Below are 22,587 nucleotides of genomic sequence, written 5' to 3' on the forward strand. Positions count from 1 at the left end.
GCCGTCATCGGGACTGCTCAAGCAGCTCGGCGATGCCGCGCAGCGTCTCGGCCGACAGGACGCCGGGGAAGAACGGCGCGGGTTGGAACCCGAGGCCGTCGCCGAACGTGGCGAAGCGTCCCGCCTCGATCGTGCGCAGGTCGGCGGGCGCGTCGGGGCTGGAGAGGATGACGAGCTCGCCGGCCGGTGACGGCTCGGTGGTGATGGTCGTGCCCGTGCTGGTCGTGATCATGGGGTCTCCTCAGTGGTCGTGGGCCGCGGGGCGGATGGCTTCATCCACCCGGTCGGGTTGCATCGCGGGCACTCCGACGCCCGATGCTCGGGGAGGGCTGCGAACTGGCACGCCACGGTCAGGACACTTCGCTGTAGCCGAGCTGCCACACAGTCCAGGGCAGAGGAAGCGCGTCGAGGGGCAGAGGTCCGATGGGCCGGTTGATGTCTTCGTCGGGGCCGTGGCCGTCGTCCTCGTTCCGGGGGCGGGTGACGTACCAGTCGCCGTCTTCGGTGGACCACGCCTGCCACTGTTCGCCGCCGTTGTCGCGGATCACGACGGTGTCGCTCGGCTCGGCCCCGTAGAACGCCTCCTCGGTCTCGTAGAGCGCGACCGTGGTCGGGTGGTCGACACGCTCCCGGAACACGAGGCCGGCATTCTGCATCCGGTTGATCAGGTCGGTTGCTTGCTGCCTGGACAGGTAGACGTAGTCGCTGCCAAGCAGCGCCTCATAGACCTTGTTGAGGGTGTTCTCGTCGTGCGTGGTGATGGCGTGCATGGTTCCTCCGGTGTGGTGTGGACGTGCTCTGCCGTCTTGCAGGGCGCGGGCGTAGTCGTCGGGGTAGTAGTGGGCCCACGCGTTGAGGAAGGACCGCCGGCCGTGCTCGGTGCCTCGGTCGGCGTGGGATGGGGCGTCAGCGAGGAACGCAGCGAACCTGCGCACCTCGTCGGCGTCGTGGACGGTGATCCGGCCGTCGGCCTGCATGCGCTCGAGCTGCTCGTCGAGGTCGCTCATGCCGCGGTCCGGCGCGACGTGGCGGTGAGCATCGGCATCGGCTGCGGCGCCCGGTCGAACAGGCCCTCTTGGACCAGCTCGACCTCGACCTCGGTCTCGTCGTCGGTGATGATCCCGAGCCCGGACGGGTGCGGGTCGTGGACGAGCTGCAGGTCGCGGTCCATGAGGACGCAGTGCCGCCACGGGCCGCGGGGGCTGGGCCCGGTCACGATGAACCAGGCGCCCTCGTCGAGGTCGTCGCGGAGGTTCCGCAGGCCCTCGACGCCGCCGATGACGTAGCCGTAGTCGTAGCCGCGTGCGCGGAGCCACCGGCGGGCCTCGTCCATCCACGAGCGGTAGCGGACGAAGTTCGGGACGGTCGACGGGTGGACGCCGAGCATGTTCGCGATGCACGTGCGCCAGCAGTCGCCCGGCTCGCCGGTGACGTCGTGGCCGTCGCCGCGGTCGGGCGACGCGAGCACGAGCTGATGGACGAGCGTGCTCACTGCGCCTCCTCAGGTGCGCGTGGCACCTCCCCACGCAGCAGACGGGCGCCGTCACGGATGCCGTTGACCCAGTTGCCGAGCAGGCCGGGCGAGCCGTCCCATCCGGTGCGCTCGGCTTCGGCGTCGGCGTGCGCGTCGATGTGCAGCGCGGCCGACTCCTGCCCGCGGGCGAGGAGCGTGTCGCGGATGAACTCGACGACCGCTCGGGCGGCGACGACGTCGTCGCCGCGGTGTGCGCGGCCGAGCTTCTGTGCGATGACGGTCGCGAGCAGCGCGGCGCACGTCCGATCGTGGGGGCGGATGAGGTGCTGCCGCTTCTCGTTCACGTGCAGGGTCCACGGCGAGGCGGGCAGCCCGTTCACGAGCGACAGCGGCTCAGAGCACTCGCCACAGATGGCGAGAGTCCACGTGATCCCGTCGAGGTCGAGGGTGCTCATGCGTCAGGCAGACGGTCGCGGTCGCCGTGGCCGTGTGGGTCACGCTCGAACTCGGCCTTGCACGGTTCGCACACGGGCCGGGGTGCCGGGTCGTGCTGGGGGACGAAAACGTACCCGCAGAGCGCGACGATGGGAAATCCCTCGATCCGGGCGCGCATGACGTACGCGTGCGGCGTCTCGTCGGGCTCGCCGGCGGGCGTCTGCACGATGTGCGTCGCGTCGACAGGGTCGGTGGTCGTGTTGGTCTCGACAATGGGTCGGTCGAGGGTGGCCGCCGCGCTCACTGCGCGTCCCCGCTGGTCTGCAGGTCGATGTCGGGGACGATCGACTCGGGACGGAACACGAGCTTGTAGCGGAACGGGTCGACGTCGGACGTCTCGACCTGCTCCGAGACGTAGGTGACGTTGTCGGAGAGCCCGAGGGTGTTGCGCTTGTACTGGCCGTCGCCGACCTTGCAGATGACGTCGACCTTCCGGCCGTCGTTCTCGATCGAGCATCGGCCCTGGATGGTCAGGAGGTACTTGTCGGTGATGCCGTTGACGAACACGATGCGGCGTTCGACCTTGAACCCCTCGGCCTCCTTCGACAGGTTCTCGTTGACGGTGTCGGCCTCAGTGGTGCAGGCCGCGGCGCCGAGGAGCAGCGCGAGCACGGCGGTGATGGTGGTGAGCTTCTTGGTCATGGTGGATCAGTCCTTCGTGAGTGGGTGGGAAGTGGTGCAGCGCCAGCAGATGACGGCGCCCGACGTTGGCCACCAGTCGTGACCGCGTCGGGCGCAGATGAGTCGAGCGATGAGCAGCCGGCGCACTACGGCACCGCCTCGGTGTCCGAGGCGGTGTGCAGCAGGCGGACCCACTCGCGCTCGCCCTTCCCCGCCTTGAGCGCAGTCGGCGACGTGTGGGTGTCGAGGGTGACCGCGGCGAGCGCGAGCGTCGCGTGAACCTGCGCCCGGGCGGCGAGCACGGACGCAACCGAGGCCGACTCCCACGTCTCGACCGACGCCTCGCCGAGGAGCCTCTCGGCCTCGCGGAAGTGGTCGGGGCCGGACATCGCTGCGGGGGTGCTCATCCGAGCCCCCACACGGCGACCCACACGAGGACCGCGATGACCCACGACATGAGCATTGCGCCGGCGCCCGCGTCGCCGAACCGACGTTGCGCGAGGGCGACGCTCCCAAAGAACAGGATGACGAGCAGGAGCAGCGCGGCGGTGACGCCGAGGATGTTGCGGAGGATCATGGGGTGGGCCTTTTGAGTCCGAGGTCGTCGTAGATGTCCTGCACGTGCTGGTCGAACCAGTCGCGGGCTTCGGCCAGCTCGCGACGTTTCACGGCCCGCAGGTAGGCGGCGTCGTTCATCTGCCGCCCGACGCTCTCCATCCGTCGGATGAAGGGCTGCACGTCGGCCACGACCGTGATCTGCGCTTTGAGGGCCTGCCGGATGCCCGCGGCCCACCGCTCGACGTAGTCGCGCAGCGCCGGGTTCGCGAGTTGCTCGGCGGACGGTGATCGGACGCCGAACGTGTCGCGGACGCGCATGCCGAGCCACGACAGCCCGTGGGCATCTCTCGAGCCGTCGAACCCGGCGATGAGCGGCGACGCTGTCGGGCGGCGCCGGCGGGCCGCGGTGCGGATGATGTCGCGGACCGCGTCGACCACGCGTCTCACCGGCCGTCCTCGGACGGCGTGACGGCCTCGACGTGTACGGGCTGGTCGATCATGGACTCGGGCACCGCGATGACCGCGTTCGGCAGCAGCGGCGCGAACGCGCTGTCGGGCACCTGCAGCTGCAGCTTCACCACGACGGTGTTCGGGTGGACCGTACGCGGGTAGGTCTGCGTGACCCGCTCGACCTTGATCGAGTCGACGGGCCGCAACCCGGTGTCAGGGTGGGCCGTTCCGTAGCGGCGGCGCTCGGCTCGGACGACGGCATAGACGGTGGCGATGTGGGTGGCGGTCATGGTCATGCACTCCTCGGTTGGAAGACGTGTCGGTCGTTCTTCGGCTGGGTGGATGCGGCCAGCTCGCACGACCGCTTGGACTGCCCGCACACGTCACACGTGACGGCCGGGCGGGTGGCCTCGACGGCTCGAGGAGCGCCGATGGCCTCCCACGTGCCGATGAACGCAGACGCGAAACGCGGGGGCGGGTTCTGGCAAGTCCGCAGCGCCCACTCGACGAGCCGGTCGTCGCCGTGGCGTGCGATGAGCGCGCTGATGGCCTTGAGCCGGTCGTCGTCGATGTCCCACCGGAGCCCTGCCAGGGCGACGTGAGCAGCCATCTTCGACCGCAGGATGTCCACGTCGCCCGGAAGAGGTCGCGGAGCATCGCCGCCGCCGCTGCGCTCGCGGTCTGCTGCGGCAGCAGCAGAGGGTCGGGTCGGGCCGGGCTCGGGCCGGGGTTCACGAACACCTCGCGAAGTTCGCTCCGTGTTCGCACGAACATCTGACTCACGTTCGGGGGACGTGCGCTGGCGCTGACGGTGTCGTGCCATCCGGTCCCGAGCCTCGGCGCGCTTCGCCTCGACGTCGGCCTTCGTGGGCTGGTGCTCGGACCAGTTGACGAACTGGTAGCCGGGCTCGCCGTCCTCGTCGGTCGCGTGCTGCCAGAACCCGGCCTCGACGAGACGTTCGGCCAGGGCCTCCCCGTCGTCGTCCCATCGGTCGAGCTCGTCGGCGGGCACGAACCCGTCACGCAGGTGGTCCGACGACCACGTGCCCGCGAGGGTCCACAGGCCGATCGCGGCGGCGTCGCGCTTCTTGGGCTTCGCGGAGCGGACGGCACGTCGGGTCTTGCGGTGGTCGTGGAACTTGTCGTCGGTCCGGAACCAGGGCATTACGCGGCCTCCTCTTCCGGCTCAGCGGTGTAGCGGTGCGGGTTCCACCCGGTCGCCTTCGCGAGCTGGGTCAGCGACTTCCCGGACTCGCGGTACGCCGCGACGACTGCCCGGCGCTCGGCCGGGGTGGTCGGCACGACGACGCCAGCGAGCAGCCGCTCGACGACGACGCTGTCGACGTAGGTCGCGTCGTCGAGGACGTCGAACGTGTCGTGGATGTCGGCTAGGGAGCCGGGGTCATCCCATGCGATCGGAGGGAGGTGCCCGGCGTTGCGGGCCCGCGCCGCGGTGTGTGCGGACGGTCCGACCACGAACTCGTTGGCCTGGAAGAACTCTCGGATGGTGCGCGCCATCTGGACCTGCACCTTCGGTCGATCCCGCCACGTGCCTCGGGGGTTCAGCGGCATGTCCTGCTGCTTGATGCCGCCGGCCATGAGGGAGTAGATGCGGCGGCGTGTCAGGTCGGAGTTGACCAGCGCGGTGTCGGGCAGGTCGTCCTCGGTGATGTCGCGGAGCTTCGCGAAGGTGCCGCGGTTGACGGGGCTCTTGAGCCGGAACGTCTGCGCGAGGTCGGTCCGCGCCAGGCCAGCGGCTTCGGCGAGCGCGTGTGGCGTGAGGCCCTGCTGCAGCCAGTACCCGAGCACGGCGAGAACCTCGTCGTGGGTGTGGCGGCAGGAGCCGTAGCGACTCCGGTGCAGGGTGCGTTCCTTGTTCGCTCGGAAGTGGGCGAGCGCGCAGCATGGGGCGCGGCACCCGGCGACGTAGCCGGAGTTCAGGCCGTGGCGGGGGTCGTTGGTTGCGATGGTGGTCACGGTGGGTCTCCTGATGGGTCAGTAGAGGCCCGCGAGCAGGCACGAGCAGACGACCGTCGGGGTCGGGCTCGTGGGGTCGCGGGCGAGGTTGCGCCAGGCGTGGAACGGGCACGGGTCGACGAGCTGCTCGCCGGTCTCGTGGCGGGCGATGACCTCGTCGCCGGTGTGCCAGCCGCCGACGGCCCGCAGAGGCGCGAGCGCACCGCAGGTGAGGCACCGGGCCACACGAGTGCGCGGCAGGGCCTCGTAGAGCCCACGCCAGCCGGGACACGTGTCCGGGCGGTCGATGGTCCACGGCTGGAAGATGAGGCCGTCGTCGCCCGCGTACCCAGCGCGTCGACCGGCGCACGTCCCGCAGGCGGGTTCGCCGTCGGGTGGGGTGTCGCAGGCGACGGCGTGCTCGAGGTCGTTGATGTGCTGTCCGCACCACAGGGCCACGACGGTGCGGTCGACGCGGTCGATGCGGTAGCCGGACCTCGGCTGGTGCCAGCGGCCCATTCGTCGGGTCCGCAGGTACGGGCGCGCTTCGGTGAGAGGTTCGCCGGGCCACGCGCCCCCGCCCGACGTGAGCGGGGGCAGCAGCGCGACGGTGCTCACGACTCGATGGCGAGAGTGTCGGTGACAATCTCGCGGACGTGGTCGCCGATGCGGCCATCGCGGAACGCCTCGGCGAGCGCGGCGAGCTGCGCCGGGCTGATGCGCGTGGACACGGTCGGGTCGCCGACGCGGCGCTCGACGCCGGGCACGAGCTCGCCGGTGTCGGTGTCGACGGCGCCGTGGTCGCCGACGTCGAGCCTGTCGAGGAACGACTTCTCCCACGCGGGCGACACGTTCTTGGTGGTGACGATCGCGGTCGGGTAGTTGTCCTCGACCCACGCGAGGAACGTCTCGCGGCCGACGACCTTCGTCGTGCCCTTCGGATCGGACACGGACACGGTCGCGACGTCGGTGTCGTCGTCGAGCCGGGCGTGCTTCCGGTCTCCTCGGTCGAGGTGCTCGGTGACCTCGGCCTTGACGACGGTCTCGGCCGCACGCAGCTGGTCGATGAGGAACTTGATGATGGCGGCGCGGACGGCCGCGTTGCGGGCGCTCACCGGGGGTTCTTCGCTGCGTAGTGCGCGTCGGTCGCGGCGAGCGTCTTGAGGAAGTGGTCGACGACGTCGAAGTAGAGCCTGCCCGGGGAGAGGTTCCGGTCGTGCGCCGGGATGTAGTGCCCGGCCTCGCGGTGCGAGTTCACGAGCGACTCGATCAGGGCCTTGTCGACGGCGACCACGGGGGTGAACCTTGTGACGGCGGCGATGGGGATGCCGGTGCTGCCCCCGATCATCTGCTGGCGGAACACAACCCACTCGGCCACTTCCGCGAAGGGGCGCCCGTCGAGCTGCCACTCGAGCCGTCCGAGCGTCAGCTCGGACGGGAGACTGTCGGCGACGGGATGGCCGATGCGGAACAGGTTGCCGGACTCACCAGGCTTCTGCTTCTCGTTGCCGGTGGCGCGGTACTCGCGGGCGAGCCCGTCGATCGTGGTCGACTCCCAACGGATGAGGTCGCCGGGCCGGATGTCCTCGGTGGTGATGGGCTGCTTCATGGGGTCGGTCCGTTCTGTCGGGCAGCGGCGGCGCGCTGCATCTGCTGGTGGCGGGCGATGACGAGGTCGATGAGCCGGACGGTCTCGCCGTGCTGGTCGCGCACGGGCGCCTCGGTGAGGCCGTGCTGGGTGATGTAGAACCCGGCCGCGTTGACGACCTCGGGGTCGTCGGTGTTGAGGACGCGGTCGCGGACCTCGGTGGGGGAGTCGACGCGGACGCCGTCGGCGCACCACGTCGTCAGCGCGCCCGTGAACGCGGGCGACGCGGCGTCCGGGTAGCGGCCGGCGGGCACCTCGGGGACGCGGGACTTCGTGACCTGCAGGTGGTGCTGCTCGTCGAGGTCGGCGACGATGTCGAACTCGTACTCGATGCCGTCGCGCTGCTCGGGCTTGAGGCCGATGACGCGGGCGACCTTCCGGCCGTCCTCGGCGACGTCGACGACGTGCTCGGTCTTCACCCGGTGGGTGACGATCACGTGCCCGGGGTAGGTCGCGAGCGCGTTGAACATCTGCCGCTCGATGGGCCGGGCCTCGTTCCATCCCGACCGGACGTCGTTGCGGGTCTTGAGGCTGTCGGCCAGCTCGAGCATCCCGTCGGGCCCGGACCAGTACTGCGTCAGTGAGTCGACCACGACGACGTCGTGCCCGGACTCGGCCGCGTCGCCGAGGAGCTGGGTCAGCGACCCGGGCGCGAAGAACGGGGGAGCGTGGTGGTCGAACGACCACCCGTTGACGCCGACGTACGTGCCGGCGGAACGGCGCTCGGTGTCGATCACCGCGATGCGCTCTCCGAGCTGGTGAGCGATGAGCAGCGCGGTGTACGTCTTCCCGGACCCGGACGGGCCGGACAGCGCCACGCGGGCGTGGCGGGCTTCGCGCACGGCGGGCAGGAACAGGGACGGACTGTCGGTCACGGTGTGTCCTTCTTGGGGGGTGGTGTGCTGAGGAGCGCGTCGATGGCCTCCTCCTGGTTCGGCCACGACTTGCTCGTGAACTCGCCGCCGGGACGAGCGAAAATCCATCGCCCGGTGCGCAGCCGGATGACCTTCCCCTGGCGGTGTCCGCCGACGATCACGACGCCGTCGTCGGTCACGACCCGGTTCGACGTGTTGCCGTTCATGGCCCTCACGGGAGGTACTCCTGCATCACGTGCGCGGGCGCGTGGTCGGGGCAGAACCCGCCGACCTCGCCGAGCTGCGTGCAGCCGAACCGCTTGCACGGCGGGTAGTCCTGCCAGTACTCCTCGGGCACGACGTCACGCGGTGCACTCGCCCGGCGCATGGCGTCACGCTCCGCGCCCTCGAGCCGCTCGAGGTAGGCGTCGGCCATCACTCGACGCTCTCGTCGTGGCGACGGGCGGACGCGGCGTCGTGAAGTCGCGCCCTGGCCCACTCCTCGTTCTCCGCGAGCGACGTCTTGCACGGACCGGACAGCCATGCGGCCCACGAGCGGGTCGCGGACCTCTCCTCGGACGCCGCAGCGAGGTCGGCGCGGTGCGCTCGGACCTCGTCGGCTTCGTGCTGAGCGAACGACACGATGAGCACGCACACGACGGCGGCGACGACGATCACGATGATGACGAGGAAGGTGAGCGCGAGCGCCTCGGGCAGGTTCGACGTTGAGTTCATGCTGCTGTGGCCTCTTCCTGGTGGGCGACCTCGGCGATGGCGCCGATGAGGTCGCGTGCGGCGGGCGGGGTGACGGCGTTGCCGTAGCCCTTGACCTGCTGGCGGCGGGTGCCGAGCACGATGTAGTCGGACGCGAACGCCATCCCGGCGCCGACCTCGTGGGGCTCGAGCATCCGGAACAGGCAGTCGTCGACCTGGGCCGCGGCGGCTTCGATGTCGCCCGGCGTGAGCAGTGACGGGATCGGACCCGACGCGGTGAGCGTCCGCAGGTGCTCGTCGGCCGGGGTGGTGTGCCGGGCGGGGTGTCCGCCGCGGACGCCGTTGTTGCGCATGATGAGCGCGTACCGGTCGCGGGTGGTGAGCGTGCCGACCGGGTCAGCGACGGGCTGGGCCGTCTCGCTGTTGCCGTAGTACGGCGCGAGGAGCGACTGGTGGCCGGCGGTCGTGAGCGTGCGGAGGTACTCCGACGCTGGCGTGACCATTTCGCCGCCGGCGCCCCTCGACCCGTTGTTCCGCATGACGAGCGCGTGGTGGTTGCCCGACGCCGTGACGGTCGACATCGGGTCTGCGGTCGACCGTGCCTTCGAGCCGCCGCCACGCAGTTCCGCGATGAACGGCGGGTAGGCGAGGGCGAGGTCGTGGCGGGCGGTCTGAGTCCGGAACGGGTCCGACAGCGGCTTCGCGGACTTCCCGTCGCGGCCCTCGAGCGGCACCGCGAGCGCCTTCGATGCCGTGGTGTGCAGGGACCGCAGGACCTGGTCGACCGGCCAGGACCGGTAGTAGCTGTTCGGGTCGCCGTGCCCGGGGTGGCGATGGTTGGTGGCGTCGTAGGTGTTCCCGGCAGCCTCGACGACCTGCGGCAGCGACCAGTACTTCGCGATGCCGGCCGTGATGCGGGCGCGGGTCTTGTCGGCTAGGGGCCGTTTCCGGTCGCCGATCCGCTTGCCGGGCAGCGACCAGTCGATCGCGGCGGCGGCGGGCAGGTAGCCGGGCTCGACCTGAGTGCCGCACCCGGGCGTCGTGCACAGGTAGACGTACTGCTGGCGGTACTTGCCGACGGTCCGGCCGTTCTTCCACGCCTGGAACGTCTCCACGACGGTGTCGCAGCGCGAGCAGTGGCCGCGGGGGCGCATGAAGCGGTCGACGTCGGGGGCGGGCTGGTCGTTGCGCCAGAACACGACGTAGAGCCGGTCGCGGGACTGCGGGGCGGGGTCGCCGAGCGCCTGGGCGTGCATGCTGTTGAGCGACACGACCCGGTAGGAGTAGCCGAGGTTCGTGAGCCCGCGCTGCCACGCCTCCCACGCGGGCCGGTACGCGGCCTTGGTGGCGATGTCGACGACGTTCTCGACGACGCCGTACCGGTAGCGGTGGTGGTCGACGAACCGGAGGACGTCGAACATGAGCAGGCGGGAGCGGGTCGCGACGTCCTCGTCGGCGTCGACCTTGAGGTCGTCGTCGAGGTCGTCGAACAGGGACCAGCCGCCGAGGATGGGCGCGAGGTCGGCCTTCTTGCCGTTGGCCTGCGACCACTGCGTGCACTCGGGCGAGGCCCACAGGATGTCGGTGGTGGGGAAGAACGACGGGTCTTCGAGGTGGAGGTCGACGTGGGCGTGGTCGGTGTCCTGGTGGTTCGCGGTGTGGACGTCGACGGCGAGCTGCCAGTGGTTCGCGGCCATGGCGACGCGCACCCCCTGGACGAGGATCGCGCCGGACGAGGCGCCGCCGAATCCGGCGAACAGATCGGTCACGGTGAGGGTCATGAGTGGGGTTCCTCGGGGACGACGGCCACGGGCCGCTCGGTGAACGTGAAGGTGAGGACGACGGACTTCGGGACGCGGGCGATGTAGGTCCGCAGGTCCGGGCCGGTGAGGTGGGCGTCGTCGTCGTCGGGCAGCAGGTCGGCGTCGACCATCCCGTCGATCAGCGCCTTGAGCGTGAGGACCAGGTTGTGGGCGTCGCGGCGTTGCCGGTTCGGCCACCCGATTCGGACGGTCAGGTCTGCGCCCGTGAGCGCCGGGACGCGGTGCTGACGGATGGCGAGCCGCCCGATCTGTCGCAGGACCTTGATCTTCCGGGCGCCGTCGTAGCGGCGGTTGAGTCGGTCGTTGAGGGTGACGACGTTGGCCATCGGGACCACGAGCACGAACTCGTGCACGGTCACCACGTCGACCAGCCGAGCGTCTTCTGACCGTTGATGACGATGCGCTCGAGTCGGTCGCGAACATCGACTGCGAAGGTCTTTCCGTCGGTGCCGTGCTTGCCCTGGTAGGCGTCGAGGACGAGCGTGATGAGGGAGACCACGAGTGGCCGGTCACCGAACCGGCTCGCGTTGATGAGCCGACGGATCGTGGCGTCTGCGCGCCCGGTGTCCTCGGAGACCTCGAGCGGCTTCCCCTGGTGCATCGCGCACCCGCAGGTGACCCGCATGGCGATGTCGGCGGCGAGCGTCGTGAGGAACCCGAGGACGAACGCCTGCGCCTCGACAGTGGGCGCGTGCTCACGCCACCACTCGATCCGCTGGGTCTTGCCGGGGCCGTCGGGCAGGGTCCGCATGAGCTCCACGTAGTCGACGAGCGCCTCGCTGGCCGGGATCACGTCGCCTCGCCGGTGGAGAGGATCGCGGCGGCGATCACGCGGACGACGGAATCCGTGAGCATGGCGGGCATGGAGCCGTCGGACCACATGAGGCCGATGGACCCGTCGGGGAGCACGACGGCGTCGGGGTGACCCTGCACGGTGAGCGTGGGGACGTAGACCTGGTGGGCGATGATCCTGTGGGACCGATCGATGGCGGCGACGGCCCCCGACTGCGCCTCGTCTGTGCGGGGTCGGCCAGCCATGGACACGTCCTGGCACGGGGGCGCCTCGCGACGTCGACAGAGGTCGTCGATGCGCTGCTGGTAATCGGCGATGGCTTCGTCGATGTCGGCCTGCGTGAGGTCGCTCATCGTGCGCGGCGTCCGTTGAGGGCGGCGACGATCAGGTGTGCGAGCGGCCACGCGGCGAGCACGGCGAGGAGGGTGTAGCCGTTGAACATGGGGTCTCCGTTCAGGGGAAGCACGAGGGCCCGTCCGACGTGATGGTTCGGACGGGCCCTCATGGGGGTGGTGCGGTGCGCTGCAGGTCAGCCGATCGACCCGCGGGTGATCTGCGCGTCGTCGGGCAGCGCGGTGCCGAGCGCGACGATGACGTCCTCGAACGCGTGGACGAGGACCTCGTCGGGGCGGTCGAGGCGGACGCCGAGCGTGAGCTGGCCGTTGCTGATGCGGTAGCGGAACCGCGCCTCGACCTTGTAGAGGCCGGCGCCCTCGAATGGCCGCAGGGCCAGCTCGAGCTTCTCGGGGACGACGAGGTCTCCGGTCTGCCCGGCGCGGGCTGTCGCGGTCTCGCTGTAGGCGAACTTCCGCTCGCCGTTGGAGGTGCGCTGGCTCGACTGCCACTCGACGCCGGTGTAGCCCTCGAGCGTCTGCGCGACCTCGAGCATGACGGCCGCGTCGGGCACCCGGATGTCCTGCGCGTTGTCCTCGAGGAAGTCCGCGAACTCCTTCTGCGGGATCAGCTTCCCGTCGACGGCGAGCCACGCCTTCCACGGGTCGGTCGGCTTGGCCTCGAACACGACGCGGTGGTCGCGCCATCCGGCCGCGCCGGCGGCGCCGTTGGCGTGGCCGTTGAGCACGCCGGTGATGCGACGCTGCAGGATGTCGGCCCACACCTCGGCGTCGGCGGGCTCGTAGTGTCGGGCGAAGTAGTCGGCGAACCCGTCGATGTCGTGGACGTGGACGGTGCCCTTCTTGCGGCGCGGGTGGTTGCGGAACTCGTCGCGGTCGAGGTCCAGCTCGGCGAGGCTGGCACCGGCGGGCACGACCACGGCGTAGCGGCTGCCCTCCCACACCTCGACTGGCTTCGCGGCGTGCTCGGCGAGGCTGGTGATGGACGCGACGGTCTCGTCGTCCAGATGGGTGATGCTCATGCCTGGTTCTCCTTGATGTTCTTGACGGGCTCGTCCTTCGACGCGACCGCCTTGAGCGGCTCATCGAACGTGAGCTGGTTCGGGTCGGACCGGGTGAGGTTGCCGTTCTCGTCCGGGAAGAACAGCGACGACTTCCGGTCGTGCTGCGGCGCCTTGACGACGACGGTGTCGTCGACGAGGAGCATGTCGACGTTGCCCTTCATGGGCTTGATCGTGAGCGTGAGCTGCAGCTTCCCGGCCTTGCCGGTCTCCCGGACGGCCGCGACGACGTCGGCGAGCTTCTCGGTGAGCTCCTCGTGCGTCCGGCCGTTCTGCACCTCCCGCAGCCACGCGGTGAACGGGCGGTTGTGCTGCTCGTCCTCGGCCAGGTCGTCGGCGCTCACGACTGACCCTTGCCGAGCGACTCGCGGAGCGACTGGCCCTTCGTGAGCGTGGCGACCTTCGCCCCGTGCTCGAGCCCGTACTCGACGGCCTCGAGTCGGGTACCGAACACGACGATGTCGTCGAACGACGTGGTGTTGTCCGACTTCGCGATGGGGACGTAGGCGACGTGGAGCAGGTCGCGGCGCGTCGCCTTGGGCCCCTCCTTGGCGGGCGGCGAGGCCGCGGTCTTGGCGGTCTGGTTGGGCATGGTGTTCCTTCCGGTGATGGTGTGGTGATGCCGCAGGGGCCCGGCTCGCGGGGAAGTGCGAGCCGGGCCCCTGGTCTTGGGGTGGGTCAGGACGGCGTGGTGAGGCGCTCGATGAGCGTGTTCACCTCGGCGGTCGAGTAGGTGCGGTCGAGGTTCGACGACGACGTCGCGGCGACCTTGCCGTCGGCGTCGAGCACCCTGACGCGCCAGGAGGTGACGGACGCGGCGGACGACTCGTCGAGCGTCGCGAGCGCCTTCGGCTTGGGCGCCGGGTACTGCCACACCCGGACGGTGCTGCCGGTGTCCAGGGCGTACGTGAACGTGAGCCCAGCGGGCGTCATCGCGAACGTCCGCCCCGGCCCGTCGGCGAGCACGGTCCTCTCGTCGGGCTGCTCGGGGTCGTCGACCGTCCACGGCCCGCGAGGAGTGAGGAACACGGCGTCGACGGCGGCGATGATCGTGTCGCGGTCGGCGTCGTCGGCAACGGTGATGCCGTGGTCGGCCGCGAACGCCGCCCACGCCTCGGTGCTCGATCCCTTGCCGCTGCGCGGCGGTAGCTGGGGTGCGGTGCTGGTCTCGTTCGTCTCCATGGGTGGCCTCCTGGCTCACGTGGTTGGGGTGGGACGTTCGTCGGGCTGCGCGTCGATGTAGGCGAGCAGCGACTCGCGGGTGATCCGTGCGGAGCCGTTCTTGCCGCCGACCCACTTCTCGCGGAGCTGACCGGCGTGGATGAGGCGGATGACCTCGCGCTCGGACATGGACAGCTCGAGCGCGGCGCGGCTGCGCTTCATGAGCAGCGGCAGGTACTCGGCGTCCGCGTCGTCGGTGGTCACTGCAGCCATTCGGCCAACCTGTAGACGCCGACCTTGCGGCCGTGGGCCGACGGCACCTTCGAGGACCGCCAGCCGGTCTCGACCAGTCGCCCCTCGGCCTTGAGCGACGCGAACACGCGGCCGATGCGGTTCATGTTCACCATCGGCAGGTGCGGGCGGATGTCGTCGGAGGTGAACTCGCCACCGTTGGCCGCTCGGCCGGTGGCCAGGATCAGCTCGCGGAGCAGGGGCGTCTCGGCGTCGGCGCGGGCACCGCCGTCGAGCTGGGCGAATGCTGCGAGCCGCGCCTCCATGCCGTCGTCGACGGTGGGTGAGGGCTGCTCGACGGAAGGTGTCGACATGGTGTCTCCGTTCGGTCGTGCTGGTGTGATGGAGTGCCGTGGCCCGGCTCGACGGGCTGCCCGCCGGCCGCATGTCGCGGCGTGCGAGGCACGGCTGTACCCGGCATCTGTGACCCGTCCCCCATGTCGGGGGTGCGGGCGTGCCGGGCTCCTGCCGTCGTCTTTGACCCAGTGATCCGCTCGCCCCGGAGGGGTCGTGGCGGTGGGCGCGACGCAGGAGGTTTCGGTCGTTGGTGGTGGTTGACGGGCCGCGTCGAGGGCCGCACGTTCCGGTGGCGGTGACCTCTTGGTCCGCGACAGGCCAGGACCGCCGCAGAGGAGTGCCCTGCGTTCCTTGGATTGCCTGTCGATTCCGGCCCCGGTGTGGGGCCTCACGCTGTCGAGTTGTGATGGGTGCGAGCCCGCATCGGGGCGTAGTGCGCCAGACCCACGTCCCGGCAGGGGCGTGCGTCTGAGTCGGTGGGAGACCGTCAGCCGGTGGCGGCGAGGTCTCGCTGGGCAGCGAGGTGGCGACCGATCGTCTCGGTGACGATTCGGACCCACCCGTCGGTGACGTTGACCAGACCGTTCTCGGCCTGGGACAGGTAGCGCAGGCTGACGCCCGCTTCGAGGGCGAGCTCACGCACGGTCATGTCGGCGCTGAGCCGAAGGGCCCGCAGCGCGACGCCGAGTCGCTCGGCCTCCTGCTGCCTGGCCTCGGCGGGCCGTCCCCGCTTCGCTGTTTCCCTCATGGGAATGAATCTAGACGGTTTCTTCCCATTCGCAAGGACGACACGCGAATGTTTCCCATTGACTAGGCAAATGGGAAACATGCCGCTACGTTGAGGGCATGGAGAAGGATCACCGTGGCTCATGGGGGCCCGCAATCCGCGACGCTCGACGTCGTGCGGGGATGAGTCAGGACGACCTTGCCGAAGCTGCGGGCACCACGCGCCGCACGATCGGGTCGCTCGAGCGCGGGCATACCAACCCGCAGCCCGGCACCCTCGGTCGCATCCTCAAGGTCCTCGGCCTCGACGCCGCGCCCGCGTTCGACCAAGAGGTCGAGACCTACCTGTCGTCGATCATCGGACCGCTCCTGCAGCAGGTCCCCGCGGCACAACGCGGCGAGGCCCTCCGTCGGGTCGTGCTCGAGCTCAGCCGGGCCATCGCGCAACCGACGACGCCCTCGCCGTCCGCGGGCGGCGAAGCGTTCGGCCTTGAGGTCGTCTCCGAGAACTGACGCGGTCTACCACATTCGCAGCCCTGTGGAGGGCAACTCGCGAGTACGGCGTGGCGGTGTTGGGATGGAGTTGGCCGGACGTCCAATTACGTCCGGCTCGCCGACATCCCGCTCGTCGGCGGACCTGTCCCATCCACCGAACGAAAGCGGGCCTCCCCCCATGAGCACGACCATGTCGACCGTCACCGCCGTCTTCCTGCCGATCATCTTCACGGCAGCGTGGGAGCCGTGGCGCCAGCAGCGCACCCGGCGAGCACTGACCCTGACCGTCCACGAGCACGGACCCCGCAGCCGTCTCAACGTGCTGCGGAACGTGGTGAGCCTGCGCGTCGACCTCACCAGCGCGGAGTCGCGGTGCGCGCTCGGCCGGCACCTCGTCGAGGTCGAGCAACCGACCGTCACCGCGGCCGGACGAGCAGCTCGCGCCGACTACGTGCGCGCCGAGACCGCCCGACGGCTCATGCCGATCCTCGAGCTGGTCGACGCGCTCGCCGCAACGAGCAACGCGGCCGACGCCGCCGCCAGGCTGAACGTCGACCGCGCCACCTTCACCGACCGGCTCAAGACCCTCTCACTCGCCGAGCGGGCTCTCCTCGACGTCGCCCTCGACGACCTCCCCCGCCACCGGCTCCCGATCGTCCGACCGCGGACCGGCCTCGAGCACGCCGGCCAGCGGGGCGCCCGCGACACGCTCGTGCAGGGCGCTCATAGCCTCGCGAGCCTCCTGCAGCACGTCGGCATGCAGGTAGGCCCTCGACGAGTTGATCGACGCGTGCCCCAGGATCGCCGTGAGCACGTCGTCGGACACGCCGAGCTCGCGGAGCAGGGTCGCCGTCGTGTGGCGTCCTTCGTGGAGGACGTAGGACTCGCGGCTGGCTGACGCGTGCTGGACCCCGGCCGACCGCTGCATCGCCTTCCACTCGGCGAGCACGTCGACGGGGTCCAGCGGCCCGCCGTCCGGGCGGCACCACACGAGCCCGTGCTCGGACTCCGGGGCGACCTCGAGCCACGCGATGAGCGCAGCACGGAACCACGGCGTCATCGGCACCCACCTGCGACCCGTCCGGGTCTTCGGCCGCACGAGGTGCCACCGGCCTTCCAGGTGCCGGGAGACGAACCCGTCCGGCACCCTGAACCCCAGGTGCTTGTTCCGGTTGTCGATGTACGGGAGCGCCTGCAGCTGCCACGACACGTCGATCATCGCGTCGTCGAGGTCCGCGCACTCACGCGTCAGCCCGAGCAGCTCCGCAGGACGGAGACCCTGGAACAGGACCCCCATCCACCGGGACGGGTCCGGCGCGTTCGCGACCTCAGCGAGCATCTTCGCCAGGTGCTCCGGCGTCAGCGACGTCCGGTCCGACTCACCCACCTCAGGCGCGGGCATCGCGAGGACGCTCGCGGGCACCGGGTGACCCTCAGCCTGCGCGTCCTTGAGCATCTTCACCAGCACCGTGTGGGTGCGCCGCAGGGTCGCGGACGACCGGCCCGCCTGCCGCTGCGCGTCCTGCACCGCACGCAGGTGCGCACGGGTCAGCCGGTCGAGCCGCTGCCGCCCGATCGTGGGGATGACCCACTTGTTGATCGACCCCTTCGTGGTCCCGAACGACTTCGGCCGCTGCGTGTGCACGATCGTGTCGAGCCACCGCTCAGCCCACCGCTGCACCGTCAGCGTCGTCGACGCCGACGGCACCCCGTCGCGGGCGATGGCGCGCTGCTTCTCGACGAGCTTCGCCTTCGCCTCGGACTTCGTCTTCCCGTAGACCGGCAGCCGGCGCCGGGTCCCCTTGTCCGAGATACCCGCCTCGACCGTGCCGACCCACCTGCCCTTGCACGGGTGCTCGGGCCGCTCGCCGGACTTCTTGTCGACCGGGGGACAGGACGGGTGGTCGTGGCGCTGGTACACGCCACCGGTCCCATGCGGACGTCGGGTGCTCACGTGGCCTCCTGGCTGGTCGTCTCGGGCGAGGCGTCCTCGCCGTAGAACTTGGTGTCCGGCCCGTAGTAGGGCGGGCGAGCGACGCAGACCCACTCGCCGTCATCATCGGACCGCTGGCCGGCGTTGGCCTCGTGGTCGTCGCAGTCGCAGCACCCGCACGCGTGAGGGTCCTTCTCGACGTCGTGGCCACGCGGCAGGTCGCAACCGTGGGTGCCCCAGAAGGTCCGGCACTGGACGTCGGCGCGGCCGCGGAGCCGCTCCTCGAGCGTGTTGGCAGCAACCGTGATCGCGAACCGGCAGAGTCCGGTGAGGTTCGTCGGGTCGGCGCCGCGTTCGTCGCGCACGGTGTAGCCGGCCGCGATGGTCCGCAGCTCAGAGACAGCCTCCCGCGCCGCCTCTTGTCGCTCAGCAGTGCGGATCGGGGCCAGGGCGGCGAGAGCCGCATCGGCCAGCCGGTAGCCGTCGACCTTCTCGTACTCGGGCAGCGTGTCCCAGGGGTCGACCGCGCTCCTGGCCCACTCGACGTGCCGCTCGAGCCAGAGCGTGTGCGCAAGGTTCTCGCGCACCACCTCCACCTCCCGCGCCTGCTCGGGGGCGTTGTCGTCCGCGCTCACTGGTCGGCCTCATCAGTCGGTTCGATGTCCTCCACGGCGTGACACGGGCAGGCGCACCTGGGCGTGCTGCAGGTGTCGTGGTCGGCCGGGTAGCCCGGTCCGCAGACCCCGCGAGGCCAGCCCGTGCACGCCGTGCTCACGATGCGATCCCACTTCTTGCGGTGCGGAAACAGGATGACGACCACGGGCTACGCACCCCCATCGGTCAGGGTGACGAGGTCGGTGGGCGCGAGGTAGTACGTCTGCACGAACGGCCGTTCGCAGGAGGGCGGGTAGTGCCAGAGCCGAACGGTCGTCCTCTCGGCCTGGTGGTACACGTGGTTGAGCTCCCCGCGCCACCGGTCCGGCGTCTCGGCTGCCCACTGCGCTGGCACCTCTACCTCCCACCCGATGTGCACCCCCGACAGCGTCCGCGCCTCGACCTGCACGCCACGGTCCTCGCTGCGGGCGGTCACGGGGTGCCGTCCAGGGCCGTGAGAAAGTCGGTCACGGCGCGGCCGTAGGTCAGCGCACGGAAGGAGGTCATCCGGCCGGAGTCCGGGTCATCGGCTGCAACCTTCCGCAGCGTCTCGACCGCCTCCCTCGGCACCCGCACCGTGTCGTCGCCGTCCTCCGGGACCAGGCGGTAGCCAGCGTCCAACAGGACGTTGGCGAGGTGCCAGACTCCCCACCTTCCCGGGTAATCACAGGCGCACTTGGTGGTGTGGCGGGGCCTGTCGCTGCGGACTATCGGCGTGTGCTGCCGCAGGAGGTGTACCAACTCGTTGCGCGCCTCGCTCGGCAGCGGGGCCACGACGGGCTCGGGGCGGGGGGCAACGTTGAGCGATGCCTCGATCTTCTCGAGCAGCTTCACGTACTCGCCATTCGTCCGCTGCGAAACGTCGCCGCGGATCAAGTCGCAGAGCGCCTTGAGTTCGTCTGCCGAGAACGTCTTTACCTCCTGCGAATCGGGGCGCGCTGGCCCACCCAGGTGCTCGTTCACCACAGCCATGTCGGCCGCGTGCATCTTCTGAGCCAGCGTCCGCGTGTCGGGCCGGCGCAACTCGTCCGGCGTTCGCCCGGAGGACTCGCGGCCGTTCGTAGTCATCGGCGCGTCCGGAAGAAGATGCCGGCGTTCTGCATGGCGGTGATGAGGTCTGTGGCGTAGTCGTCGCAGTCCTCGCCGACGTCGATCCGGACACTCTCGGCGAGTGCGTGGTGGACCTTGGTGATGATGTCGCCGTCGTGGAGCTCCTGGGCGTTGAGACGGTCCCCGGGCTCGATGGTGACGGTCACCCGCTCGGGCCGGCCCATGTCGTTGTAGTCCTGCTCCGACATGCTGAGGCCGCGCCGGATCAAGCCGTTGTCCTCGTCGCGTGAAGTGAAGGTCGGGGAGGTGTCGAAAGCGCCGTCGAGGTCGAGGACACTGCGGGCCTTGGTGAGGTTGACGGTGGTCATGTTGTTCTCCTTCGTGGGGGTGGTGGTGTTGTTCGGGTGGGCGTGCGCGGGGATGGTGTCGCCGTCGATGAGGTCGGGGACCGGCTCGAGCGGGCCCCACTTCCGCTCGACGCGCTCGCGGGTGGCCGGCTGGGTGTCGGGTGTGTGCATTAGCCCGTCGTCGCCCTCGGTCCAGATGTCGCCCTGGCTGTCGCGCCACGCGGTCATCGGGGTGCTCCCGGGCGGGCGTGGCGCATGGTGCGCAGCAGCATGGCCACGGCGGGCGTGGGCTCCCAGCCGTCACCGGCTCCGGTGGTGGTGGTGCCGTCATCGGCCGTCATGACGACGATGACGCCGAGCTCGGGGTCGTTGATCGCGACTCGGGTGTGCGTGTTCTCCACGGTGTTGCTCCGTTCGGGTGGGTGTGATGGGGCGAGAGGGTCAGGGGCAGGTCTCGGAGTAGGCCGGGTCGCAGACGTACCCGGGGCCTTCGGCGGGCTCGGTGAGCAGTAGCGCGAGTGCCAGCGTCGCGATGAGCAGCGCGAGCGCGATGCGCCGCTTCACGAGGGCATCCCGGCGAGGAAGCGCGCCGCCATGTTGAGGTTGCCCGGGCGGTTCTGGTGGACGGTGTCGACGGTCTGCTCGCGGTCGTTGAAGCGCATGGTCGTCACGTAGGTGAACCCGAGACGCTCGGCGACGGCCTTCTGCTCGCGCCACATCCAGTAGTGGACGTCCATCTTCGAGCTGCCCCACGGGGTCGTGACGTAGACCGTCGAGCGGTCGAGGCCGGCGGCGTCGACGCGGGCGGCGAGCGCGGTGAGCGCGATGTCGACGGCCCGCTTGGACGACGACTCGTAGATCGGGACCTTGCGGTTGTTCGCGTCGCAGCCGTGGTCGTCGTTGAAGCCCATCGCGACGATGATGATGTCGGGGCGGACGCGGCCGACCTCGCCGAGCCGGTCGGCGAGGCGGGTGCCCTGGCACTTGTTGCCGCGGGCCCACATGCCGGACCCGTGCTCGGCGGACAGGGTGACGTCGGCGCCGAGCTGGCGGGCCACGATCGCCCACCACCCCTCGGACGGGGAGCCGGGCTCCTCGTTGTACCAGGACGACGTCGAGTCGCCGTAGACGAGCATCTTGGGTGAGGTCGTGGACTGTGCCGTGGAGGGCCAGCAGGCGACGCCGAGGGCGAGCGCCGCGGCGGTCAGGATCGGGATGAGGGTGCGCAGGAAACGCATGGGAGGTTCTCCGTTCGGATTCTTCCCATGGCTCAGGCGCTACTCCCGGGTGATGGTCCGGGGTGATGGTGTAGCCAACCCTGTAGCCATGGTGTGTCATGGTGTGTCATTACTGTGCAGTCGGTTTCGCTGTCTTTCCAGCGTTCTTCCTGCGATGGGAAGGACTGTACCACGTTCTTTCTCACTTGTAATGAGGATGTCGCGGGTTCGACTCCTGTCGGAGGCTCTGGTCCGATGGCGGATATGAGCGCGCCCCACGTGTCATGAGGATGTCGCGGGTTCGACTCCTGTCGGAGGCTCTCCTGTAAGGCGCGTGGATATGAGTGCGCCGCACGTGTCATGAGGATGTCGCGGGTTCGACGCCCGCGGGCCGGCTACGGCGCGACCTCGAAGAGGCCGGCTGCGCCCATCCCACCCCCGACGCACATCGACACGACGACGTAGCGCGCACCGAGCCGACGCCCGGCGAGGAGCGCATGGCCCACGCCGCGGGCCCCCGTCATGCCGTAGGGGTGGCCGAGGGCGATCGCGCCACCGTCGACGTTCATCCGGGCGGGATCGATGCCCAGGACGTCCCGGCAGTGGACGGCCTGCGAGGCGAAGGCCTCGTTCAGCTCCCACACCCCGATGTCCTCCACGGCGAGGCCGTGCTGCTCGAGCAGCCGGGGGACCGCCGTCACCGGACCGACGCCCATCTCGTCCGGCTCGCAGCCGGTCACCGCGATGCCGACGTAGTAGCCGAGCGGAGCGATGCCGCGGGCCTCGGCGAGCTCGGCGTCCATCAGCACGTTGGCCGAGGCGCCGTCGCTCAGCTGCGAGGCGTTGCCGGCCGTCACGGTCGGGTGGGCCGTGACCTCGCCCGGCTCGAGCACGGTGCGCAGGTCGGCCAGGCCCTCGGCGGTCGTGCCGGCGCGCACGCCCTCGTCCGCGGAGACCGTCTGCTCGACCTCGCTCGTCTCTCCCGACGCCTTGTCGAGCACGAGCGTCCGCACGGTGATGGGAGCGATCTCGTCGTCGAAGTGACCGGCCGCCTGCGCAGCCGCCGCGCGCTGCACCGACTGCAGCCCCATCTCGTCCTGGCGCTCACGACTCACGCCGTACCGCGCCGCCACGTTCTCGGCGGTGTGCAGCATCGGCATGTACAGGCCCGGCACGTGCTCACGCAGCCACGGGTCGCCGGCGCGGTGGGTGTTCATGTGCTCGTTCTGGACCAGGGAGATCGACTCGACCCCGCCGCCGACGGCGACCCGCTGGCCGTCGACGAGGATCTGCTTGGCGGCGATGGCCACGGCCATGAGACCGGACGAGCACTGTCGGTCGACGGTCGATCCCGGCACCGTCACGGGCAGCCCGGCGCGCAGGGCCGCCTGACGCGCGACGTTGAAGCCGGACGAGCCCTCGGGGAGGGCGCAGCCGAGGATCACGTCCTCGATCTCAGCGGGTGAGACGCCGGACCGCTCCACCGCGTGCGAGATCGCGTGGCCTGCCAGCTCGGCGGCCGGGGTGTTGTTGAAGGCGCCGCGGTACGCCTTCCCGATGGGGGTGCGGGCGGTCGAGACGATCGCGGCACGAGGGGCTGGACGGCTCACGGGAGC

General features: G+C 70.3%; 40 protein-coding genes. 1 reads left to right on the forward strand and 39 read right to left on the reverse strand.

The features are described from left to right. Window positions 1-4 precede the first annotated feature (4 nt). The 30 genes from RQG84_RS02785 to RQG84_RS02930 form a co-directional block, all read right to left on the reverse strand. Window positions 5-232, reverse strand: a complete 228-nt coding sequence (locus RQG84_RS02785; RefSeq protein ID WP_311208754.1) for a hypothetical protein — start codon at window positions 230-232, stop codon at window positions 5-7. A 118-nt stretch (window positions 233-350) separates the two neighbouring features. Next, window positions 351-977, reverse strand: a complete 627-nt coding sequence (locus RQG84_RS02790; RefSeq protein WP_311208755.1) for a hypothetical protein — start codon at window positions 975-977, stop codon at window positions 351-353. 26 nt (window positions 978-1,003) lie between these two features. Beyond that, window positions 1,004-1,492, reverse strand: a complete 489-nt coding sequence (locus RQG84_RS02795) for a hypothetical protein (RefSeq protein WP_311208756.1) — start codon at window positions 1,490-1,492, stop codon at window positions 1,004-1,006. Next, window positions 1,489-1,929 carry a hypothetical protein gene (locus tag RQG84_RS02800; RefSeq protein ID WP_311208757.1) on the reverse strand — a complete coding sequence of 147 codons (441 nt, stop codon included), beginning with the start codon at window positions 1,927-1,929 and terminating at the stop codon, window positions 1,489-1,491. Before RQG84_RS02800 ends, RQG84_RS02795 begins: the two co-directional genes overlap by 4 nt. After that, window positions 1,926-2,213: a DUF3039 domain-containing protein gene (locus RQG84_RS02805; RefSeq protein ID WP_311208758.1), complete on the reverse strand. Its 288-nt coding sequence runs from the start codon at window positions 2,211-2,213 to the stop codon at window positions 1,926-1,928. The genes RQG84_RS02800 and RQG84_RS02805 overlap by 4 nt, the downstream gene beginning before the upstream one ends. Next, on the reverse strand, window positions 2,210-2,611 hold the full coding sequence (locus RQG84_RS02810; RefSeq protein ID WP_311208759.1) for a hypothetical protein: 402 nt from the start codon (window positions 2,609-2,611) through the stop codon (window positions 2,210-2,212). Before RQG84_RS02810 ends, RQG84_RS02805 begins: the two co-directional genes overlap by 4 nt. Before the next feature lie 125 nt (window positions 2,612-2,736). Then, a complete protein-coding gene (locus RQG84_RS02815; RefSeq protein WP_311208760.1) occupies window positions 2,737-2,997 on the reverse strand; it encodes a hypothetical protein in 261 nt (86 codons plus the stop codon). After that, complete coding sequence (locus tag RQG84_RS02820; protein WP_311208761.1) at window positions 2,994-3,167, reverse strand: hypothetical protein; 174 nt, start codon at window positions 3,165-3,167, stop codon at window positions 2,994-2,996. Before RQG84_RS02820 ends, RQG84_RS02815 begins: the two co-directional genes overlap by 4 nt. Then, the gene (locus RQG84_RS02825; protein WP_311208762.1) at window positions 3,164-3,595 is read right to left on the reverse strand and encodes a hypothetical protein; all 432 of its coding nucleotides are present in this window, start codon (window positions 3,593-3,595) and stop codon (window positions 3,164-3,166) included. Before RQG84_RS02825 ends, RQG84_RS02820 begins: the two co-directional genes overlap by 4 nt. Beyond that, window positions 3,592-3,888: a hypothetical protein gene (locus tag RQG84_RS02830; RefSeq protein ID WP_311208763.1), complete on the reverse strand. Its 297-nt coding sequence runs from the start codon at window positions 3,886-3,888 to the stop codon at window positions 3,592-3,594. Before RQG84_RS02830 ends, RQG84_RS02825 begins: the two co-directional genes overlap by 4 nt. A 2-nt stretch (window positions 3,889-3,890) precedes the next feature. Then, complete coding sequence (locus tag RQG84_RS02835; RefSeq protein ID WP_311208764.1) at window positions 3,891-4,763, reverse strand: hypothetical protein; 873 nt, start codon at window positions 4,761-4,763, stop codon at window positions 3,891-3,893. Then, window positions 4,763-5,575 carry a hypothetical protein gene (locus RQG84_RS02840; protein ID WP_311208765.1) on the reverse strand — a complete coding sequence of 271 codons (813 nt, stop codon included), beginning with the start codon at window positions 5,573-5,575 and terminating at the stop codon, window positions 4,763-4,765. The genes RQG84_RS02835 and RQG84_RS02840 overlap by 1 nt, the downstream gene beginning before the upstream one ends. Before the next feature lie 18 nt (window positions 5,576-5,593). Beyond that, window positions 5,594-6,172, reverse strand: a complete 579-nt coding sequence (locus tag RQG84_RS02845) for a hypothetical protein (protein WP_311208766.1) — start codon at window positions 6,170-6,172, stop codon at window positions 5,594-5,596. Next, entirely contained in the window at window positions 6,169-6,669 is a 501-nt protein-coding gene (locus tag RQG84_RS02850; protein ID WP_311208767.1) for a hypothetical protein, read from the reverse strand. Before RQG84_RS02850 ends, RQG84_RS02845 begins: the two co-directional genes overlap by 4 nt. Then, window positions 6,666-7,163, reverse strand: a complete 498-nt coding sequence (locus RQG84_RS02855) for a hypothetical protein (RefSeq protein WP_311208768.1) — start codon at window positions 7,161-7,163, stop codon at window positions 6,666-6,668. Before RQG84_RS02855 ends, RQG84_RS02850 begins: the two co-directional genes overlap by 4 nt. Beyond that, window positions 7,160-8,077 (reverse strand): AAA family ATPase, encoded by a 918-nt coding sequence (locus tag RQG84_RS02860; RefSeq protein ID WP_311208769.1) that lies wholly within the window; start codon window positions 8,075-8,077, stop codon window positions 7,160-7,162. Before RQG84_RS02860 ends, RQG84_RS02855 begins: the two co-directional genes overlap by 4 nt. After that, window positions 8,074-8,292: a hypothetical protein gene (locus RQG84_RS02865; protein ID WP_311208770.1), complete on the reverse strand. Its 219-nt coding sequence runs from the start codon at window positions 8,290-8,292 to the stop codon at window positions 8,074-8,076. Before RQG84_RS02865 ends, RQG84_RS02860 begins: the two co-directional genes overlap by 4 nt. Then, window positions 8,289-8,492, reverse strand: a complete 204-nt coding sequence (locus RQG84_RS02870; protein WP_311208771.1) for a hypothetical protein — start codon at window positions 8,490-8,492, stop codon at window positions 8,289-8,291. The genes RQG84_RS02865 and RQG84_RS02870 overlap by 4 nt, the downstream gene beginning before the upstream one ends. Continuing rightward, window positions 8,492-8,791, reverse strand: a complete 300-nt coding sequence (locus RQG84_RS02875) for a hypothetical protein (RefSeq protein ID WP_311208772.1) — start codon at window positions 8,789-8,791, stop codon at window positions 8,492-8,494. The genes RQG84_RS02870 and RQG84_RS02875 overlap by 1 nt, the downstream gene beginning before the upstream one ends. Further along, window positions 8,788-10,551 carry a DNA cytosine methyltransferase gene (locus tag RQG84_RS02880; protein ID WP_311208773.1) on the reverse strand — a complete coding sequence of 588 codons (1,764 nt, stop codon included), beginning with the start codon at window positions 10,549-10,551 and terminating at the stop codon, window positions 8,788-8,790. Before RQG84_RS02880 ends, RQG84_RS02875 begins: the two co-directional genes overlap by 4 nt. Then, window positions 10,548-10,955: a hypothetical protein gene (locus RQG84_RS02885; protein ID WP_311208774.1), complete on the reverse strand. Its 408-nt coding sequence runs from the start codon at window positions 10,953-10,955 to the stop codon at window positions 10,548-10,550. Before RQG84_RS02885 ends, RQG84_RS02880 begins: the two co-directional genes overlap by 4 nt. Continuing rightward, on the reverse strand, window positions 10,949-11,386 hold the full coding sequence (locus RQG84_RS02890) for a hypothetical protein (RefSeq protein WP_311208775.1): 438 nt from the start codon (window positions 11,384-11,386) through the stop codon (window positions 10,949-10,951). Before RQG84_RS02890 ends, RQG84_RS02885 begins: the two co-directional genes overlap by 7 nt. Beyond that, window positions 11,383-11,739 carry a hypothetical protein gene (locus RQG84_RS02895; RefSeq protein ID WP_311208776.1) on the reverse strand — a complete coding sequence of 119 codons (357 nt, stop codon included), beginning with the start codon at window positions 11,737-11,739 and terminating at the stop codon, window positions 11,383-11,385. Before RQG84_RS02895 ends, RQG84_RS02890 begins: the two co-directional genes overlap by 4 nt. Before the next feature lie 176 nt (window positions 11,740-11,915). Continuing rightward, on the reverse strand, window positions 11,916-12,761 hold the full coding sequence (locus RQG84_RS02900) for a DUF2303 family protein (protein ID WP_311208777.1): 846 nt from the start codon (window positions 12,759-12,761) through the stop codon (window positions 11,916-11,918). Next, window positions 12,758-13,144 carry a hypothetical protein gene (locus tag RQG84_RS02905; RefSeq protein ID WP_311208778.1) on the reverse strand — a complete coding sequence of 129 codons (387 nt, stop codon included), beginning with the start codon at window positions 13,142-13,144 and terminating at the stop codon, window positions 12,758-12,760. The genes RQG84_RS02900 and RQG84_RS02905 overlap by 4 nt, the downstream gene beginning before the upstream one ends. Next, entirely contained in the window at window positions 13,141-13,392 is a 252-nt protein-coding gene (locus tag RQG84_RS02910) for a hypothetical protein (protein WP_311208779.1), read from the reverse strand. Before RQG84_RS02910 ends, RQG84_RS02905 begins: the two co-directional genes overlap by 4 nt. 86 nt (window positions 13,393-13,478) lie before the next feature. Continuing rightward, complete coding sequence (locus RQG84_RS02915; protein ID WP_311208780.1) at window positions 13,479-13,982, reverse strand: hypothetical protein; 504 nt, start codon at window positions 13,980-13,982, stop codon at window positions 13,479-13,481. A gap of 15 nt (window positions 13,983-13,997) precedes the next feature. Further along, window positions 13,998-14,234, reverse strand: coding sequence for a helix-turn-helix domain-containing protein (locus tag RQG84_RS02920; protein ID WP_311208781.1), 237 nt, complete (start codon window positions 14,232-14,234; stop codon window positions 13,998-14,000). After that, window positions 14,222-14,566, reverse strand: a complete 345-nt coding sequence (locus RQG84_RS02925; RefSeq protein WP_311208782.1) for a hypothetical protein — start codon at window positions 14,564-14,566, stop codon at window positions 14,222-14,224. Before RQG84_RS02925 ends, RQG84_RS02920 begins: the two co-directional genes overlap by 13 nt. 470 nt (window positions 14,567-15,036) lie before the next feature. After that, window positions 15,037-15,297 carry a helix-turn-helix domain-containing protein gene (locus RQG84_RS02930; RefSeq protein WP_311208783.1) on the reverse strand — a complete coding sequence of 87 codons (261 nt, stop codon included), beginning with the start codon at window positions 15,295-15,297 and terminating at the stop codon, window positions 15,037-15,039. Between the two features lie 98 nt (window positions 15,298-15,395). On the opposite strand from RQG84_RS02930, the gene RQG84_RS02935 reads away from it, so the two are divergent. Then, a complete protein-coding gene (locus tag RQG84_RS02935; RefSeq protein WP_311208784.1) occupies window positions 15,396-15,788 on the forward strand; it encodes a helix-turn-helix transcriptional regulator in 393 nt (130 codons plus the stop codon). 571 nt (window positions 15,789-16,359) lie between these two features. Here RQG84_RS02935 and RQG84_RS02940 read toward each other — a convergent pair. The 9 genes from RQG84_RS02940 to RQG84_RS02980 form a co-directional block, all read right to left on the reverse strand. Beyond that, window positions 16,360-17,724: a tyrosine-type recombinase/integrase gene (locus tag RQG84_RS02940; RefSeq protein ID WP_311208785.1), complete on the reverse strand. Its 1,365-nt coding sequence runs from the start codon at window positions 17,722-17,724 to the stop codon at window positions 16,360-16,362. Then, complete coding sequence (locus RQG84_RS02945) at window positions 17,721-18,338, reverse strand: hypothetical protein (RefSeq protein ID WP_311208786.1); 618 nt, start codon at window positions 18,336-18,338, stop codon at window positions 17,721-17,723. The genes RQG84_RS02940 and RQG84_RS02945 overlap by 4 nt, the downstream gene beginning before the upstream one ends. Window positions 18,339-18,526: 188 nt before the next feature. Continuing rightward, window positions 18,527-18,793 carry a hypothetical protein gene (locus RQG84_RS02950; protein ID WP_311208787.1) on the reverse strand — a complete coding sequence of 89 codons (267 nt, stop codon included), beginning with the start codon at window positions 18,791-18,793 and terminating at the stop codon, window positions 18,527-18,529. Next, the gene (locus tag RQG84_RS02955) at window positions 18,790-19,425 is read right to left on the reverse strand and encodes a hypothetical protein (protein ID WP_311208788.1); all 636 of its coding nucleotides are present in this window, start codon (window positions 19,423-19,425) and stop codon (window positions 18,790-18,792) included. The genes RQG84_RS02950 and RQG84_RS02955 overlap by 4 nt, the downstream gene beginning before the upstream one ends. Next, window positions 19,422-19,982: a hypothetical protein gene (locus RQG84_RS02960; protein WP_311208789.1), complete on the reverse strand. Its 561-nt coding sequence runs from the start codon at window positions 19,980-19,982 to the stop codon at window positions 19,422-19,424. The genes RQG84_RS02955 and RQG84_RS02960 overlap by 4 nt, the downstream gene beginning before the upstream one ends. Further along, entirely contained in the window at window positions 19,979-20,155 is a 177-nt protein-coding gene (locus RQG84_RS02965; RefSeq protein WP_311208790.1) for a hypothetical protein, read from the reverse strand. Before RQG84_RS02965 ends, RQG84_RS02960 begins: the two co-directional genes overlap by 4 nt. A 40-nt stretch (window positions 20,156-20,195) precedes the next feature. Further along, window positions 20,196-20,318, reverse strand: coding sequence for a hypothetical protein (locus RQG84_RS02970; protein ID WP_311208791.1), 123 nt, complete (start codon window positions 20,316-20,318; stop codon window positions 20,196-20,198). Next, the gene (locus tag RQG84_RS02975) at window positions 20,315-20,992 is read right to left on the reverse strand and encodes an SGNH/GDSL hydrolase family protein (protein ID WP_311208792.1); all 678 of its coding nucleotides are present in this window, start codon (window positions 20,990-20,992) and stop codon (window positions 20,315-20,317) included. Before RQG84_RS02975 ends, RQG84_RS02970 begins: the two co-directional genes overlap by 4 nt. 374 nt (window positions 20,993-21,366) lie before the next feature. Beyond that, on the reverse strand, window positions 21,367-22,581 hold the full coding sequence (locus tag RQG84_RS02980; protein WP_311208793.1) for an acetyl-CoA C-acyltransferase: 1,215 nt from the start codon (window positions 22,579-22,581) through the stop codon (window positions 21,367-21,369). Window positions 22,582-22,587: the final 6 nt, after the last annotated feature.

The organism is Aeromicrobium sp. WCS2018Hpa-31 (assembly GCF_031843905.1).
GTDB lineage: Bacteria > Actinomycetota > Actinomycetes > Propionibacteriales > Nocardioidaceae > Aeromicrobium.